This is a genomic window from Clostridium sp. UBA4548 (assembly GCF_002387895.1).
Taxonomy (GTDB): domain Bacteria; phylum Bacillota; class Clostridia; order Clostridiales; family Clostridiaceae; genus Clostridium_J.
Genome location: NZ_DGLI01000025.1, coordinates 205315 through 223745 on the forward strand (window position 1 = coordinate 205315; position 18431 = coordinate 223745).

16 protein-coding genes are annotated in these 18431 nt (G+C 30.8%); 13 read left to right on the forward strand and 3 right to left on the reverse strand.

What is annotated here, in order from left to right; genetic code table 11:
• The first annotated feature begins 42 nt into the window (after positions 1-42).
• Positions 43-663: a class I SAM-dependent methyltransferase gene (locus B3040_RS10455; RefSeq protein ID WP_291572973.1), complete on the forward strand. Its 621-nt coding sequence runs from the start codon at positions 43-45 to the stop codon at positions 661-663.
• A 177-nt stretch (positions 664-840) separates the two neighbouring features.
• Here B3040_RS10455 and B3040_RS10460 read toward each other — a convergent pair whose 3' ends face one another.
• Positions 841-1569 (reverse strand): ZIP family metal transporter, encoded by a 729-nt coding sequence (locus B3040_RS10460; RefSeq protein ID WP_291572976.1) that lies wholly within the window; start codon positions 1567-1569, stop codon positions 841-843.
• Between the two features lie 735 nt (positions 1570-2304).
• The gene (locus tag B3040_RS10465; RefSeq protein ID WP_291572979.1) at positions 2305-2748 is read right to left on the reverse strand and encodes a helix-turn-helix domain-containing protein; all 444 of its coding nucleotides are present in this window, start codon (positions 2746-2748) and stop codon (positions 2305-2307) included.
• Positions 2749-2941: 193 nt separating this feature from the next.
• Here B3040_RS10465 and B3040_RS10470 point away from each other — a divergent pair, with 193 nt between their 5' ends.
• From B3040_RS10470 to B3040_RS10525, 12 genes are all read left to right on the forward strand, one after another.
• Complete coding sequence (locus B3040_RS10470; RefSeq protein ID WP_291572981.1) at positions 2942-4711, forward strand: ABC transporter ATP-binding protein; 1770 nt, start codon at positions 2942-2944, stop codon at positions 4709-4711.
• On the forward strand, positions 4674-6422 hold the full coding sequence (locus tag B3040_RS10475; RefSeq protein WP_291572982.1) for an ABC transporter ATP-binding protein: 1749 nt from the start codon (positions 4674-4676) through the stop codon (positions 6420-6422). Before B3040_RS10470 ends, B3040_RS10475 begins: the two co-directional genes overlap by 38 nt.
• Positions 6423-6682: 260 nt before the next feature.
• Complete coding sequence (locus B3040_RS10480) at positions 6683-7465, forward strand: hypothetical protein (protein WP_291573004.1); 783 nt, start codon at positions 6683-6685, stop codon at positions 7463-7465.
• Positions 7466-8400: 935 nt separating this feature from the next.
• Positions 8401-8871: a Cys-tRNA(Pro) deacylase gene (gene ybaK, locus B3040_RS10485; protein ID WP_291573006.1), complete on the forward strand. Its 471-nt coding sequence runs from the start codon at positions 8401-8403 to the stop codon at positions 8869-8871.
• Between the two features lie 441 nt (positions 8872-9312).
• Positions 9313-10323: a GNAT family N-acetyltransferase gene (locus B3040_RS10490; protein ID WP_291573008.1), complete on the forward strand. Its 1011-nt coding sequence runs from the start codon at positions 9313-9315 to the stop codon at positions 10321-10323.
• A 152-nt stretch (positions 10324-10475) separates the two neighbouring features.
• Positions 10476-11309, forward strand: coding sequence for a GNAT family N-acetyltransferase (locus tag B3040_RS10495; RefSeq protein WP_291573009.1), 834 nt, complete (start codon positions 10476-10478; stop codon positions 11307-11309).
• A 772-nt stretch (positions 11310-12081) separates the two neighbouring features.
• Positions 12082-13059 (forward strand): fused DSP-PTPase phosphatase/NAD kinase-like protein, encoded by a 978-nt coding sequence (locus B3040_RS10500; RefSeq protein WP_291573011.1) that lies wholly within the window; start codon positions 12082-12084, stop codon positions 13057-13059.
• Between the two features lie 546 nt (positions 13060-13605).
• Positions 13606-14031 carry a GNAT family N-acetyltransferase gene (locus tag B3040_RS10505; RefSeq protein ID WP_291573013.1) on the forward strand — a complete coding sequence of 142 codons (426 nt, stop codon included), beginning with the start codon at positions 13606-13608 and terminating at the stop codon, positions 14029-14031.
• A gap of 86 nt (positions 14032-14117) precedes the next feature.
• A complete protein-coding gene (locus B3040_RS10510; protein ID WP_291573014.1) occupies positions 14118-14564 on the forward strand; it encodes an HIT family protein in 447 nt (148 codons plus the stop codon).
• 485 nt (positions 14565-15049) lie between these two features.
• Entirely contained in the window at positions 15050-15556 is a 507-nt protein-coding gene (locus B3040_RS10515; protein ID WP_291573016.1) for a hypothetical protein, read from the forward strand.
• Between the two features lie 63 nt (positions 15557-15619).
• Positions 15620-16720 carry an alkaline phosphatase family protein gene (locus B3040_RS10520; RefSeq protein WP_291573018.1) on the forward strand — a complete coding sequence of 367 codons (1101 nt, stop codon included), beginning with the start codon at positions 15620-15622 and terminating at the stop codon, positions 16718-16720.
• A gap of 63 nt (positions 16721-16783) precedes the next feature.
• Positions 16784-17392: a GNAT family N-acetyltransferase gene (locus B3040_RS10525; protein WP_291573021.1), complete on the forward strand. Its 609-nt coding sequence runs from the start codon at positions 16784-16786 to the stop codon at positions 17390-17392.
• Positions 17393-17799: 407 nt separating this feature from the next.
• On the opposite strand, the gene B3040_RS10530 is transcribed toward B3040_RS10525, so the two are convergent.
• Complete coding sequence (locus tag B3040_RS10530) at positions 17800-18033, reverse strand: hypothetical protein (protein WP_291573024.1); 234 nt, start codon at positions 18031-18033, stop codon at positions 17800-17802.
• Positions 18034-18431 lie beyond the last annotated feature (398 nt).

An 18431-nucleotide genomic window follows, 5' to 3' on the forward strand; every position in this document is an offset into this window, starting at 1 on the left:
AGCCATAATTTATGGCTGCATAACTTTTATGGGGGTGTATCTATGGACAACTTGAGCAATAAGAAAATATATAAGAAATGGGCTAAAATATATGATAAGTTTTTTGGAAGTAGTATATTTAATAGTCAAAGAAAATTAGAAATTAATCTTTTAACATTAAATCCAGAAGATAAGATTTTATTTATAGGTGTAGGAACAGGTGAGGATCTTAAGTTTTTGCCTAAGGGAGTACAAGTTACTGGAATAGATATAACTGAGGAAATGCTAGAAGTTGCAAGGAAAAAGGTTGATGTTCTTAATTTAGAGAAGGTTAATATATTGAATATGGATGCAATGAATTTAAGCTTTCAGGATAAAGAATTCGATTACGTTATTTTAAATCTAATTTTATCTGTAGTTCCAGATGGTAATAAGTGTTTAAAAGAAGCTTACAGAGTATTAAAGCCAAATGGAAAAATTGCAATATTTGATAAGTTTGCTGGTGAGGGACAAAGAGAAAGTGTAGTAAAAGCCTTGTTGAATAAATTAACTAAATCCCTTGGAACCGATATAAATAGAAAGTTTTCACAAATAGCAGTGGGCATAAACTTAAAAGTTGTTGAGGAAAGAAAGAGTATATTTGGAGGCCTGTACAAGATTATGATACTAAAAAAAGCTGATTAGATTATATTGTTAATCCCAATTGAACCTAATATATGATATAAATTTATTTAAATTATAAATAAATACAAGAAGTAAAACCTACATTTAATTTTGAAGAAGAAATTTTCATAACTTTATCCATAAAGAGGTTGTCTCAAAGCAGAGTTTTGAGACAACCCATTTAACTTTTTTTATATACTATTTTCCAAGAAAAGAAATCATCAAAATTCCCACAATCATTCCTAAAACATTACCTACTGTTGAGAGCTTACCTTTCCAAATTTCCCTTGAGCTTGGTAAAGTCTCTCGATAAATAATATAAAGTATCATTCCACCAGCAAGGGCAAGGCTAAAACAGATAACCAGAGGTGAGAGAGTCCCTAACAATGTACCTAGTACTGACCCCAATCCCATAGGCAAAGAGGTAATCAGTGAAAAGGCTAGAAGAATGGCGGTATTGGATTTATACTCTCTAAGAAGTATGCCTAATGTTAAACCTTCAGGAATTCCATGAATTACTAATGCTAAAGCAAGATGAAAACCTTTTGTAGAATTACTGCAAAATAGAGAGCCAAAGGCTATACCCCCAGGAATATTATGAATACCAATTCCAATAGCCATTAACATAGCAGCTTTAAAATATCTATGATTTATTCGTGAAGAGGTATGTTCATGATTATGTTCTAATTCGCTATCAAGTAATACAGAAATGATAAGTCCGAATGTAATACCTATTATACCAATATATACACTTCCAACTTCAAAGGACTCTGGTAATAGATCAAAGCATACAATTGCTAGCATTAGTCCACCAACAAACCCTAGTAATGTACCTTTAAATCTTTTGCCACGTTTCTTTACAAAAGACGAAAGTAACATTCCAGTAAGTAAACCAATAAGTGAAATGACAAAACCTAATATCCCCATAGTAAGTGTTGAGATGAAAATGTTATTCATATATACTCCTAAGAATTAATACATAAGTATTTTATGAGTAGTATAGCAACTATATGACTGAATAATAGATATTAACATGAGTTGCAATAAAGATACAGACAATAATCTAGTTGAAGTAACAAACGACTTTGGATTGCTATATTTTTTATTACAGTATCAAGTACTATTGTATTAGTAGAAGATATTTATGATAATAGGAACTTAATTTGCTTCTACAGAAGAGCATAATCATGAGCATAGCCATACAGCTATAACTCATGAACATAGTCACGATGATGGCCATCATAATCATTTTCATGATAAAACTATTGTAGGAAAGCATAGTCATGCCCATACTCATGAGGAACATATTTATTCACATAAGCACTTATTGGATATTCACCATAGTCATGCTCATTAAAATAGTATTAAAATACTTAGGTTATTTATCTCGAAATTATTATTCTGGAAAGTATAGTATAACTTCACCAAAAGGTCTATATGCACTTAAGATAAATGAAAATGAAAAAGTAGACTATCAAATTTTTTAATTCTATTAAGTCTCTTTATGTTAGTATACTTTATGTCTTGATTATGAGATGAAAGCCGGTTAGTTTACATTATGCAACTTTAACCGGCTTTTGTTTTGCCAATAATATTGAAATATGGATTTATAATGGACTACTAGGTAATCTCTACCTAAAAGACAGTGAAGCAAGCTCAAGATTATTTTTCTTTATTAGTCAGTCTATATTCATCTCTTAATGGCCAAAATAATTTAAATTGTAATTTTTCAACTTCTCTCTTTTGCTTATAGCTAACCCTAAGGGTAACATTGTCAGGAATATCTATTCCTGATGGAACATTCTTTAATAATGAGTTAATATGTTTATTTACTTTAAGATTTGTTATTTCGTCAAAAACGTTGTCTAGCATAACATCATAGTTACCACTCATATCTTTAACCACTTCATAAAGTTCTTCTTTATTGGCATATTCATATGAATCTCCAGACCCAATCCACTCCATAAGAGCAGATCTACTAAATCTCCATTCCCTGCCTATTTTTCTAGCTGGTATATGCTCTTCTCTTAATAATTTTATCAACGTTCTTTCTCCCACACCTAAAAAATCGCAGGCCTGTTCCAAATTTAAAATATCATTATCCATCTTCCGCCGCTCCTTTGACATAGAGAATAATTTTTTTTGATTATTTAATTTAAATTATACGATAATTAATATTCTTGGTCAACTTAATAAGTAGCAAGATAGCATTATAGTGTAATTATAATGGTGTTTAATGTGCATATAATTGTATTTTAATGTAATTGGTAGTATTATTGTTAAAAGGGGGGGGATTGCTATGTCAAAACTAAAAATTGAACCTATGAAACAACCAGATAAAATTTTAAACTATTGGAAGAAAGAAAAGTTTTTGGTAACCTGCATTATAGTATTTGGAATAGCTAGTAATACTTCAATGATTCTAGGTCCTATATATCAAGGTAAACTTATAGATTCTATTGCAGAGGGTAATAGCTTATCATCAGTAGTATTAGTTGCTACTTTGTATGCTATGCTCATTGGAATTACTCAGCTGTTTCGTTATTTTAAGCGTTTTTATATAAGACGTTTTGCAAATAGCACAAGTTCAACTATGAGGTTTATGATATACAATAATATAATGAGCAAAAGTACTTCAGAGCTTGATAATGAAAACACTGGTAACCTTATGACAAGAGTAATTTCTGATGTGGATTTATGTGTTGAAGGAATGCGAAAGTTTACAACCGAAGTTTTCGATACTGGTGTGCTTATGATATCCTATCTAATATCAATGCTTTTTTATGATGTGAAAATAACTATGCTTTCTATTATCTTTGTTCCAGTTGCTATGGCAATTGCTGAAAAATTAAAAAGTGTTATTTACAAGTACGCTAGGGAGTATCGAAAGAAAAGCAGCGATATTGCAGATGTTACTTATGATATGATTGAAAATTCCATGCTTTATCGTGTCACTGGTATGGAAGTTAAAAATAGAGCTCGGTATAATGAGGAACTGGAGGATTTAAAGAACAAAGCTATAAAGGCCAGTATATTGGAAAACTCTATGCAGCCTATTTATAACGTTATAGCAATGCTTGGAATAATTATGGTTATTTACCTTGGAGGTACAAAGGTTATTAGAGGAGGCTGGACTGTAGGAAGCTTTTCTACTTATATTGCCATGTTTACAGCTATGGCTACTAAGGCAAGTAAAGCAGCAAAGCTCTTTAATTCCGTTCAAAAGTCTCAGATTTCTTGGAAACGTATTGAACCATATCTTTCAGACTACAAAACTAAGGATAGTTCTTCTAGTATAGATAATAGGGATACCATGTTATCAGTGGAGGGCCTTAGTTTTTCTTATGGTGAAGGCCGTGAAAATATAATCGAGAATATAAGCTTTAAAGCTAAGAAGGGTGAAATTATAGGTATAACTGGATCAATTGCTTCAGGTAAATCTACACTTGGATTATCCCTTTTAGGATTATATCCTTATTTAGGTAGTATTAAAGTTGATGGCAGAGAACTTAATGATTACTCCCAGTATGAGCGAAGCCAAATGATTTCTTATTTAGGGCATAAGCCACAGTTACTTTCTGATTCAATATACAACAATATAACCATGGGCAGTAGCAAAGAAATCTCAGATGTTTTAAAGGATGTTTGCTTTGATACAGATTTGGATGCAATGCAAAAGGGGCAAGATACCTTGGTTGGAAACAGTGGAATAAAATTAAGCGGGGGTCAGCAGGCAAGAATAGCTCTTGCTAGAGCACTTATTAATAAGAATAAAATTATAATATTAGATGACCCTTTTTCAGCAGTTGACATGAAGACAGAAGAAAAAATTATTGAAAACTTAAGAAGCAATTATAAAGACAGTTTGATTATTTTAATTTCTCACCGTTTAGCTATCTTCAATAGGATAAATAGAATAATCTTATTAAAAAATGATACAACCGCTGATATGGGCACACATGAAGAGCTCATGAAAAAATCTGATGTTTATGCCACAATATATAATTTGCAATGTACAGAGGGGGGAGACTATGAAGAGCAATACTTTGATAAAGCAGTCAATGAGTAAAGTAATTAAAAATAATATGAAGCTAAGTGTATTATTACTAGTTGCCATTTGTGGTGTTGTAGTTACAACCTTAATTCCGCCACAGATTTTAAAATATATAGTAGACAACAACCTTGTACCCAAAAACAACGATAAATTACTTGTATTAGCTATTTCTTATATTGTAATAATACTTTTTATAGGAATTTTTGATTTCGTAAAAGAGGCTATTCTTACAATAATGGGACAAAAAATAACTGAAGAGATAAAAATAGAAATGATGGAAAAACTTGAAAAGGTAAATGCAATGTTCTTTTCCTCAAACAGCTCTGGAGCAGTGGTTTCAAGATTTACAAATGATGTTGATGCAATTAGTTCACTGTTTACTAATGGTATAGTTGGAATGATGGTTGACGGCTTTAAGCTTATAGGCATTGTAATTTCAATCTGGATGTTCAGTAGTAGGATTGGATTTGTAACAATATTACTTCTGCCAGCTATTTATGGTATTACGCGGTTTTTTCAAAAGAGGATGCTTAAAGCACAGTTAGAGAATCGAATACTTATAGGTAAGGTAAACAATCATATATCGGAAAGTATAAAAAATATACAGATGATTAAATCCTACAGCAAAGAAAAGTATATGGAAGAGAACTATAAGACACATTTACTTGATAATTATAAAACTGTAGATAAAGTTAATTTTTATGATTCAGTTTACTCACCTTTGATTCAGTTAATTCGTGCAGTTGTTATAGCTTTCATTGTAGTGTTGTCTTCTAGTCAGCTAAATTTTTTGGGCATATCCCTTGGTATGGTTGCAGCAACAATAGAATTAATATCTAACCTGTTTGCACCAATTGAAAACCTTGGTATGGAGCTTCAGAATATTCAGCAGGCCATATCAGGTATTAAAAGGGTAAATGATTTTTATAGTGAACCTGAAGATGAGATTAAGAAAGATGAACTGAAGTCAGAAGATATTATTCAAAATCGTGGAGATGTGAGATTATCTTTTAACCATATTTCCTTTCAATATGAAGAAGGCACTAATATTCTTCAAGATATTAACCTTAGATTAAAACCAAATGAGAAGGTTACTTTTGTAGGAAGGACAGGAGTAGGCAAAACAACATTATTTAAACTTATAATGGGACTTTTAAGGCCAACAAAGGGCAGTATTACTATAAATGGAATAGATGTTTATGAGATATCAAACTCAGAAAAACGTAAGCTTTTTGGGTATGTTGATCAAAACTTTCATGTAATTAAGGGTACTGTGGCAGACCAGATAAGCTTAAAGGATGAAAGTATTTCAAGGGAGCAAATAGAAAAAGCTCTGGATTTTGTAGGACTTAAAGAATATGTAGAATCACTGGAAAAGGGCGTGGATACTAAAGTAGTCAATGATACACTTTTTTCACAAGGACAAAAGCAACTTTTGGCTATAGCCAGGGCTATTGTAACAAATCCACCTATTCTTTTATTAGATGAGATTACGGCAAACCTTGATTCTATCACAGAAGAAAGAATAGTATCTGTACTTGGCAAAGCAAGTGAGGCCCATACCATACTGTCTATATCTCACCGTTTGTCCTCCATGATTGTTAGTGACACTGTTGTTATATTAGAACATGGCAGAGTTAAAAATGCGGGTTCCCCTGAAGTACTTCTTGAAAGTGATGATTGGTACCGCAGTCATATTGCACTTGAGAAACTCACATGGAGTTAATTCATAAGTATACCACAGCCCCTTGAACAAAAAATAATATTAGAATAGGTATCTTAATTATTTGCCAGTAATAATAAACACAGAGTTTGTAGTGGAGATAGAAAAGGAGAGAGAGGGGAATTTTAGGCTTAGGTGAAAACTCTCACTCTAACATTGGCAAACAGCTAAAAACACATTAGATTTTAAGGAACAAGCGTTAACTTCTTAACATAGTATATATTAGGGAGTAAAGTCTCTAATAAAAGTAAAAGGTGACAAATATGAAAAATTTAGAACCTATTAACAATACTTCAATAGATTATTTTCAAGGTATACAAGAAAAATTACAAGCTTTGTCTGTTAATACCTGTACAGGCAATGAAACTGTATTATTAATCCAAGATAATCTTTCTTGGGGATTTAGTTCTATGACTGATGAACTCCAAGCACAAGGAGTAAATTTTTGCACCATAAGTTCAGATCAAATTGGCTCTATTGATTTATCTAGGTTTAAAGAAATAATAATTCCTTCTGCACAATTTCAGCCTTACTATTCAAATATAATGCCAAATGGAGCAATTCTACCTTCCATTGAAGATTTTGTAAGAAGTGGTGGTATATTATCTGCAAATTTAGCTTGGGTTCAATATTATTCTACTGTTGCTACCTTTGTAGGTGGACTTAAGTACCAAGTAAGATACACTGAAAACAATAATATAGCAAATAGCACCCACCCAATAATTACTGCAGCACTTCCTTGCTTTGGTGGTAATTGTGGACAAATCATAGATCAGGGTTATAGAAATGATTTAGATGGCTGGAGTGCATCATCCCATGGATATTTTACTAATTTGCCAGTAGGAACTGTAGTAATTCTTACTGATGAAAATAATAACACAGTTATGATAGAATATCCTTATGGTAGAGGCAGAGTCATAGTAACCTTTACAACTCCAGAATGGGATTATTACTTTGGTGGAAGGAAACTATTAGCAAATGAACTTGCTTATCAAAGTTATCTAGTAAGACGAGGATCTAGAGGACTTCTTGTTGAAGTAGAATAAAGTGTTATGTCCGAGACTATATAAAACAAACCTACTGATTATTAAAAAATCAACTTCTGAAGATGGAATAAGTTTATATAAAAGTATCTAGAGAGTTTATGGTTAGAACTGAAATATTCTTTATCTCCCTCAGACATTAGGTTTGAGGGGTTTTTACATGTAATTATGGTATAATATGGTTTAGCTAATTATGTAGTAGAAAGATAATTTATGAAAATATTAATTTTTTAGTTCAAACTTATGACTATATGTAAAAGATACTCCTTATATGGATAGAACTTTAATATCTTTTTGGTTTGTTAATTATATAGGTTTGAATTAAGAGAGTGGAGGTGTGACTACGTCCCTTGAAATAATCCGTAACGATATAACAAAAGTTCACGCTGATGCAATAGTGAATAGATGATGAGAAAGCATTGTTATGTAAAAACAATCTAATCCAACATATAGAAGATTTCATAAATTACTAAATTACTCATGATGAGTACTATGAACTTTCAGAAAGATGTTATTCAGAGTATGGAGACTTATTAAAAAAAATGTTATCCCGATTTTAATCAAAAATTTATGGAAGTAGTTCCAGAAGCTTGTTTATACTATATTGATGAGCCTGAGTTAGATGATAATAGTAGAGAGATATTTAGAAACATAATTAACAATTTATATAAAACATTGATTGAACTGTAATTAAACTTTATCTCGACTCATTATCCAAATTCAGTGATGAACACTGAATTTAATTGTAGTAAGTTATTATAAAAAGGTAAGCCCCCTGAAATTTTAGCTAACTTGTGGTAAAGTATAGTTAATTGGAAAGAAAGTCCTATACATTAATTATCTCAATTGTTAAGCTAGATTAAGCAGAAAACAATAGCTATTTTATTAATGAAATACAATTAGAAATAAGAATTTTTGTGATTTTTGGAGTGAGATATATGGCAGTTAAAACAAATGTAATGAGATTATTAGATAAAGCGAAAGTAGAGTATAAAAGTCATTGTTATGCAAATACAAATGCTGTTAGTGGCCTTGAGGTTGCAAAGGTTTTGAATCAGAATCCCAAACAAGTGTTCAAAACACTGGTAACTGTAAGTGAAACTAATAAATATTATGTATTCCTAGTTCCTGCGGCAGATGAATTAGATTTTAAAAAAGCTGCTAATAGTGTTAGCGAGAAAGCAGTTAAAATGATTAAATCAAAGGATTTGCTGGAGATTACAGGATATATACACGGGGGATGCTCACCTGTTGGCATGAAAAAGAGTTTTGTAACTACCCTTGATGAATCAGCAGGTAACTTTGAAACCATCATATTTAGTGCTGGGAAAATTGGATATCAAGTAGAGGTAAGCCTTGAAGAATTGAGAAAGGTTATTACCTTTAGTTTATCAGACCTTATTCAATGAGGGTAGAGAATAAGGTTTATGAAATATAAAGTATTTCGTTGATTTACCACTCTGCTTATGCTAAATAAGAATAAATTAATTTGACTATTAAATATCTAGTCAAGATGAAAGGTCGGTAAAAATCCTTGTATTAGGTATTTAAATGATATTAAGATAGGTGATAGGAAATTTCATTATTATAAACTTGATAAAAAGGAACTGTAAGGTAATAGCAACTACTTTAAAAAAGCCTACGTTATGCACGTTACTGAGAATCGTATCATAAGTAGCGGCGATTTTTAGTAGATAAGTGATAACTACAGAGGTTACATTTGATAACCTTGTAACTTAGAACCTCGGATTTTAAGTAAAAAACAATTAGGAATTGTTTTTTACATATTTAATAATCTTTTGGCATGCTATAATTTATTATGAAATGTAAATTTAATTGGGGGGATAGAAATGAACAAATGTAAATTCAAATCAATTACAGTTGATGATATACCTGCAATGGCTGATTTGCTAATAGAAAGACAAAATCTTGAGAGTAAGGTATATCCATTTCTTAAAAATAGCTGTCTTAACATAAAGTATATTACAGATATGTTTGAGGATTTGTTCGTTAATAGTAAAGTGATAGGGATAGGGGCATTTTTTAATGAGGAACTAGTAGGTTATATAATAGGAGAGATAAAGATTGATAGTAGAAGAGGTAGGTATGCATGGGTACCCTATGAGGGAATGGCAATTAGAATGGGTCAATCATCTGAACTTGTAAGAAATCTCTATGCAAAGGTATCAGTTATTTGGCTTGAACAAGGTTGTTTCAATCAATATACTTTAGTACCCCTTGGAAGCCAAGAGTACTATGAGGCCTTCCTTAGATTAAGCTTCTCTATTCAGCAAGTACACTCCATAATGAACATGGAAGAGTACAAGCCTTTTGAAAATGTAGCTGATATAGATATTAGACTTGCCAATAAAACGGATGGTGAAGCTATGGGCAGTATGTCCAAAATAATCCAGTACTATCAAAGTTCGTCACCAACTTTTGAACCTTTATTACCTGAAGTTGTAGCACAAATAAAAGCAGGTTATAAGGGCATAGTAGAGGATGATGATGCAACGGTTCTCATTGCAACTAAGGACATGAAAGAAGTAGGATTCCAAGTATATGGGACTATTAATTCAGGGTTGATATCACCCGATGATGGTATAGAGCTAAGTATTGCGGGTACTTATCCTTCTGAAATGGGAAGTGGAATCGGTAAAAAATTAATGAATGAAGGCTATAAGATTATGAAAGAAAAGGGATATAACAATATAATTACAGATTGGAGAATAACTAATCTTGCTTCTTCCACATTTTGGCCCAAATGTGGATTTAGACCCATAGCTTACAGAATGTTTAGATGTATAGACAATAATGTAGCATGGGCAAACTGTTACAACCCAAGTATTAAGCAGTTGTAGGGAATTCAGTTAAGGCATTTTATCATTTGTCGCTGTTACACAGAGCTATGGATGATAGTCACATCAGTTAGATTTAGCTAGTGTTCATTGTAGGAGAAGAATAAAATAGGAGCAAACAATGGAACTAATTTAGGGACTTTCGGAGGGCTAAAATGAGGTATATAGAAGATAAAGATTTTAAATATAAAGATGAACTGATAAAAAAATTAAAAGATTATAATTTAAAACATACTGGCGAAAAAGATTCATCAACGGAATATTTTTATGCTATCGATGGTGAAAAACTAGTTGGAAGTGTATATGTAAATTATTCTTGGGATTGGGTAAGTATTGGTAGTATGTTTTATGAGAATGTTCATGTTTTAAAAAAGCTGATTTCAGAAGTTAGTCATTATTATAAAAATAAAGCAATAGGCATGAAATTATATACAGAAGTTGAATCTAGAGTAGAAGATTTTAAATCAATTGGTTTTCATATTGGAGGAATTACAAAGGGAACACCAACAACAACTAGATATTTCTATTTGAAGAATATTGATTTTGATATAAAAAGTAATTCACAGACAGAAGTTATAGTTGTCACTGAAAAGGTAGATAAATATAATTCTATTTTATTAAATCAAATAGAGAAGTTTAATAGAGATAATAATATTTATCCAATGGAAGAAAGAAATATAATGTTTGTCGCATTAGATAATGATAAATTTGTTGGAGGAGTTCATGGGAGCATTACTGAAGATTCAATGTATATAGGTTGGCTTGTAGTTGATGAAGCATATAAAGGAAATGGAATTGGTAAAAATCTTATGTGTAAAATAGAGGAAAAAGCAAAAGAGATAAATGTCTATAGCATTAATTTAGGTACAGTAGAGTTTCAAGCAAAAAAATTCTACGAGAAATTAGGATACAAGGTAGTTTTTGTAAAAGACAATGATCCAAAAGGCTATAAATCATATAGTATGTTAAAAAAGATATCGTTAGTTTAAAAATTAATGATCTTATGTATACTGAGATATTCCTTCGGAGTGATTAAAAGAACTTCATATAACAGCAAGGTTTAGTAGATTTTAGACCCTAAGTTTATTAGAAAATTTAAGCAGCCACTAAGAAAATTCTCCAAGGAGCTAGTATCCTATGGAGTAATGTTATCAGTAGCTGTTTTTCTGTGTCTTAAAATTAAAATTCAGTTAATAAATAGACAATTTATAGCTAAAGCTTTTAAGGCTTAGATACAAGTTATCTTTGGTTTAAAATTTACGAAGGTAATGAAAGGGTTACAGGTATATTATTACAGTAATTATATAACAAAATGGAGTTAACTGGATAGTGCATTATAGTTAAATAGGACATACTAATCAATTGTCAGCTAAAGAAATATTATCCTATATCAAGGATGGTAACATGAGTAAAAATAAGATATCCCAAAATTAGTTTTGTGTAACTGTGGGGAATGAGATGTTAGATGAAAATTTTTCAGAGAGGGTCAAAGTATTCATTTTACTTAACAATATAATTTGATAAAGACGAATTTGTTGTATTACACCCAAGTTAAATCGATTACTTATGATATGATGAATCGTATCATAAGTAAATGAGGTTTTTTGATAATATGAACTTGGAGAAGGATAAAGATATATATATTAAATAGTAAAAAACATTAATTCCATAATAAAACTATAAAAAAGGTAGAAGTAGCTAAACACAATATGAGTTAACATCATATTATATAAAGTGGAAAATTACTATGGAGAATGATATATGAAACAAAATGAAATAACTTTAAATAACTCTACAAATTACAATATAATGGAGGATAATTTTAGGCATGGACATCATGGCTGGCATTCTTATTGTCATCCATTTTTATATGAATATTGCTATCATATAAATGATGAAATGATACAAGAACCTTATTATAAATCTCGAAGTAATAAGTTACGCCTTGTTATAAATTTTGATAATGAAAAAGAGTTACCTGACAACTTTCGCAAAACTATTGATTTAGCTAATTTTAAAGATAATAAAGTTATAAACTTAAATGGATTAGCTAATTTAAACGCATCTGCTAGTTCTCAGTTTTCTGAAAATGGTCTTGTGTTTCTTAAACAGTCCATAGGTCATGCTATGCCAATAATTATAGTTGACTTAAGGCAAGAATCACATGGATTCATCAACGGTGTAGCGATAAGTTGGGTAGATAACCATAACAAGGCCAATAAAGGCTTGACTAAAGAAGCCGTTTTAACTGATGAAAATACAAGATTACAAGGCATCTTATTAAACAAGCCAATATATATTGGTGATATAACATTAATACCTAAAAAACTTGAAAATGAAAAAAGGTTAGTTCAAAGCTATGATATGTCATATATGCGCATACCTGTAACAGATAATGAAATACCTAATAATGACATGGTTGATTATTTTATAAAATTCGTTAATTCATTGCTTCCAAATACCTGGCTACATTTTCATTGCAAAGCTGGGGTAGGAAGAACAACTACTTTTATTGTAATGTATGATATGATGAAAAACGCTAAAAATGTCAGTCTCCAAGATATAATGAATAGGCAGGTCTTACTAGGCGGAAAGAATCTACTTAGGGATGAGCAGCTCTTGATGAATCGTTCCGAACGAAGAGCTAAATTAATAAGACGTTTTTATAGGTATTGTGTTGAAAATGATGACAATTTTAAAACTACATGGTCTCAATGGATTAGGCAAAATAGAAATTAAACATTACCATATAAAGTTTTAAAACATATAAATGAATATAAATAAATGTGACTGAATTAAATAAGAAGGTGGTTGGTAAAAGCCTTCGCATTGACTAAAATAACTTCATCTAACAGCGAGGTTTACGGTTCAACTACGCTACACCCAAATTCATTGGTCAAGAGTTAGTAGATTTTAAACCCTAAGTTTATAAGAAAATTTAAGCAGCCACTAAGAAAATTCTCCAAGGAGCTAGTATCTTTTGGAGTAATGTTCTCAGTGGCTGTTTTTCTGTGTCTTAAAATTAAAATTCAATTAATAAAGATACACTTACAGCTAAAGATTTCAAGATTTTCAAGTCTTAGATGCAGATTACCTTTGATTTAAATTTTAGGAATACTATGGATAATTGAAGGTATATTATTACAGTAATTATATGGTAGAATAAGTATAATACTTCGTTGTAGTAAAATTAAACGAACTATAAAGAGAGGTGAAATAGTGATTATCCGTTTAGCCCAAATTAATGATGAAGAAAAAATTTCTTGGTTGATAGCATAGTTTAGAGTGGAATTAAAACAATTTAAAGGTATTATATCAACACTTAAAATAGATCAGGCAAAGGAAGAATTTAAAGAATATATAGAGGCAAAGTATCCAATTTTTGTCGCGGAAAATGATGATAAAGAACTATTAGGTTATTTAGTTTGTAGAATTGATGGTGGTGCGGTTTGGGCAGAATCTCTATTTGTCTCAGATAGTGCAAGGAGAAATGGAATAGCCTCGAAACTATATAAGGAGGCAGAAAAAATTGCATTTGAATTGGGTGGCGATACAGTTTTTAACTGGGTACATCCTAATAATGATAAGATAATAACATTTTTATCTAAAATGGGATATGATGTTTTAAACCTTATTGAAATAAGAAAGCCTTGGAAAAATGAGATATTAACTCAAAAAATATGTGTTGGAAATCATGAGTATAACTATTAATTTTTAATTCGAACTCTTCTTAAATTGTGTACTAAGAGTAAAGTAATGAGAAACATAAAATTTATATTTTCTAAGGGGGTTATATTATGAAATGCAAGATGTGTGAACATCAAAAGAATATTATAAATGATCCATATTTTATTATGGAACTTGAAACAGGATATGTTATCTTAGGATGGTTTCAGAGATTCAAGGGATATACAGTTTTTAACTGCAAAGAACATGGCCCAGAATTACATAATTTAGAACATGATTTTAAAATTAAAAACCTTGAAGAAATGTCCATAGTTGCAGAAGCTGTTTCCAATGTGTTTAAGCCAGATAAAATGAATTATGAGCTCCTTGGAAATGGCTGCCCTCATATTCATTGGCATTTATACCCCAGAGTGAAGGGAGATACTCCTATAGTAAGCTCGGTTTATCAACTACCTAATAGCGAATTGTTTGATGAAGCTAAAAGACCAAGTGAGGAAGTAAGAAAAGATTATATAAATAAAATTAAGAATGAAATTGAAAGATTGCTGGCATTATAAGCATAATCTATAATTGGGGAATCTAGGGTTCTTCTCGTTAAATTTCTAAAAATAAAATTAAATAATTATTATGGGTGCCGTATTACTCAACAATGAATTCTACGGCTTTTAGTATCACAATTTTATTGAAAAGTAACTTAATTGCAGTATTTAAATGCTTTAAAGCTTAATATACTTACTGCAAGGTAAAGCCGCTAAGAAAAGTCCTTAAGGAGCATCATATTAAGCTCTGGAGGAGTTTTCTCAGTGGCTTATTTTTATGTGGCATAAAATTTAAATTTAGCTAATAGGTAGACAAGTAATAGCTAAAGCTTTCACTTTAGCGAAGGCTTAGAGGTAAAATGTTTATAAATTTATTTTAGGAGCAAGGAACCTAATGCTATAGGTATATTATTACAGTAATAATATGGTAGAATAGAATTATAAAGATAGTAGTCTATAGTAAAAAATAGCGAATCAAATAGTAGTTTAAAGGGAGGAATAGGATGAAAAAATTGTTAGGATTCCTATTTATTATCATAGTTATAATTGTTGCTATTCTATTTGGGTTTTATGCTTGTTTTGCTGTAGGTATGATTCATACAGACAGTGCTCAACCAATAACAACGAACTATAGTAAGGAATATAAAACTAACTTTAAAAAAGATTTTCCGTACATTCAAGATATAGACATTTATTATCAGCAAGGCAGAATTAATTTTAATTTTACAGTAAGTCCTCAAATGTCTTTAGAAGAATGTAAACACGTGGTTAAGAAGACTAAAGATGTACTTCAGGATAGAACTGTCACTGAGTCTTTCTTAAAAGGACATAATGAACAAAATGCAATTACCATATGCTTTGATAGTAAAAAAGACATTTATTCATTCAAATGTTCGTATTTTATTCCTACTCCCGATACCACAGATAATCCTAATGCATCTTTAATTAATAATTATAAGATATGGTATCTAACTATTAATAATCAACCGAGTGTACAAATTGAATTCTAAATTTTTAGTGAACAATATTCTTCTATTACGAAGCAATGTGAAGAAAAAGATTGGAGGCAATTTATGGACATAAAGTATCCAGACTATAGTAATTCAATTGTGAATTTATCTTGCTCAGTGCTGAAACATTACGGAGCTGAAAACCACCATGAAACTTTAGAAATATTTGATAACTATTTAAAGAAAAATTATAAAAATGTTGTAGTCATATTATTAGATGGATTAGGCATAAATGCATTAGAAAACCATCTTGATAAAGGAAGCTTTCTTAGAAGGAATCTTGTGACAGAAATATCTACAGTGTTTCCTCCTACTACAACTGCTGCAACAACGTCTATTGAAAGTGGCTTAACACCTATGGAACATGGATGGCTTGGTTGGAGTTTATACTTTAGCGAAATAGATAAGATTGTTAATGTTTTTATTAATAAGGTAGAAAATAGCGGGGAAGAAGCTGCTGATTATCATGTGGCTGGAAAAATAATTCCTTATAAAAATATATATAGTATTATCAATGAAACTGGTAATGCCACTGCTTATAGTGTGTCACCCTTTGGCACCAATAAAGTTTCGTCACACATTGAAATGTTCGAAGAGGTAGAAAGACTTTGTAATCTTTCTGGAGACAAGTATATCTATGCATACTTTCCCCAGCCAGACGCAGCTATGCATGAATATGGTTGCTATAGCAGTGAAGTAACTTCATGGGTGAAAGAATTAAATGAAGGGGTAGAAAAAATGTGCCAGAGGCTAAAGGATACTATTGTTATTGTAACCGCAGACCATGGGCATATTAATTTGAATTACAAGTTTGTTAGCGATTATCCTCAGCTTATAAAGATGCTAGTAAGACCAATTTCCATTGAAAGTAGAGCCACCTGTTTTTATGTAAAAGAAGAGCATAGACAGCAGTTTAAAGAGGAGTTTTACAAAGCCTTTGGCAATGATTTTTTATTATTTTCAAAAGCGGAAGTCATAGAAGGAAATTTATTTGGAGAGGGTCAAGCCCATAGGAAATTTGAGGAGTTTATTGGAGATTTTTTGGCAGTTGCCATTGGGGACAAAGGCATTGCCTACAGCCCTAAATCCAAACAGTTCCTATCAAATCATGCAGGAATGACTAAGCAGGAGATGATGGTCCCATTTATTGTGTTTGAGAGTTGAGTCTGAAATGAAGAAAATTGACTGTAAATTTTCTTGGTAGCGTCGTAAAGGAGGATTATTAACATGAATTACTTGATCAAAAATGTTTTATCTAAACAAGAACTTGAAAAGACCTTTGATTTCTTTAAAATGATTTTTATAGGTATGCCTGTTGTGGATAATCCAGAATATTCCCTTGAAAAATGGGAAGAACGGATGAAAAATCACAGTGATTTGATGCTTTATGCAAGCTTAGATAGCGAAATAATAGGTATTGTTTTTGGTAAAATTAATGATAACTACAGTATTACAATAGGTCCGGTGGCTGTGCACGAAAATTATAGGGGTGTTGGAATAGCAAAAAAGATGATCCTTATGCTTGAGGAACGGGCAAACCATTATGACATTCATTCTATCAGTCTTGGTGCGGTTGAATCTGCCGAAAGATTTTATAGCAAACTTGGGTATACAGGTTCATTGTTAATACAATCTCAAATCCATAGCATAGAGCAACTGCTTTCATTAAACAATAAATATATGGTTGAATTTACAAATATCTACCACGGCAAAGTTAGTCAGGTGTGCTTGGAATTGACCAAGCCAGACAGAGATTTACAGAAAGAATATGAGGCTACTTTTCCTGGTTGCTATACCCAAATGATGTATTGGAAAAATATTAAAACTATAAGTTAAACACATATAAACTAAGAGTATTTCGGTGTGACAAAATCGTCCGATTTTTTATTGGTAGCCTTTTGAAAGGTGATGCTAAATGAAAGTGTTTATTGACAAGATACAGGCATATTAGTACAGTGATTTTATGGTAAAATAGACTTGCAATATATTGATGATGTATAAATGAAATGCAAAAGGAATTACATCTACAATAAGTATTATCCAAGATTTAGTTAGTTCACAATTTATTTGAATTATGACGTAAAAATGCCGTAAAATTCATTACTGAATAATACGGCATTTAGAAAATTATTTGGTTTTAATTTTAGTCGTTAAATAAGAAATGTATGATAGAACTAAATCTAAAATTATTTTATATGAACTCTACAAATTGGAATTTATATACTCGTAATAGACAACACGATTCACTTTTTTGTTTTTATGTGTAATATAAGAGATAATATCAAAAATATTGCAGTTGAAGGTAAAAACAATATGCTGTGAATTAAAGCATCAAGTTCAGCCCCAGTAGAAGCATATGGGCTATACTCTTGAACATTGTAAATATAAAATATACCTCCCAAATAACACATTAATAGTACCATTCCAATTCCAAATAAGATTTTTGCTTTAATACCTTTATTAATTTTAGAACTCATTTAGTAACCTCCTACATAAAAAGTATAATTCTTGATAAAATCTAATGGATAAATTACTATTTACTATGTTGTTTTGCATTTTTCATATGTCACATTAAATTACAACTAGGAATTAACTCATAAGAAAAGTGTATCATACTAACCATTATATTGCATTAATTTCCAATATGCTTCCGCTAACTTTTATTATTAATACCGTATTATTCCGTTTTCAAAGGACATTATTCGTATTATCGATTTTTATAGTTATGTCGCTTAATTATTAAAGTATGTCTTAACCATAGAATTATGATTAATTTAAATATAAAAAAGTATGAAGGTTATGTAGTTTTGCATAGCTTTTTTACTAATTAATAAAGAATATTCGAAAAAGTAATGAAAAGGTACAGGTATATTAT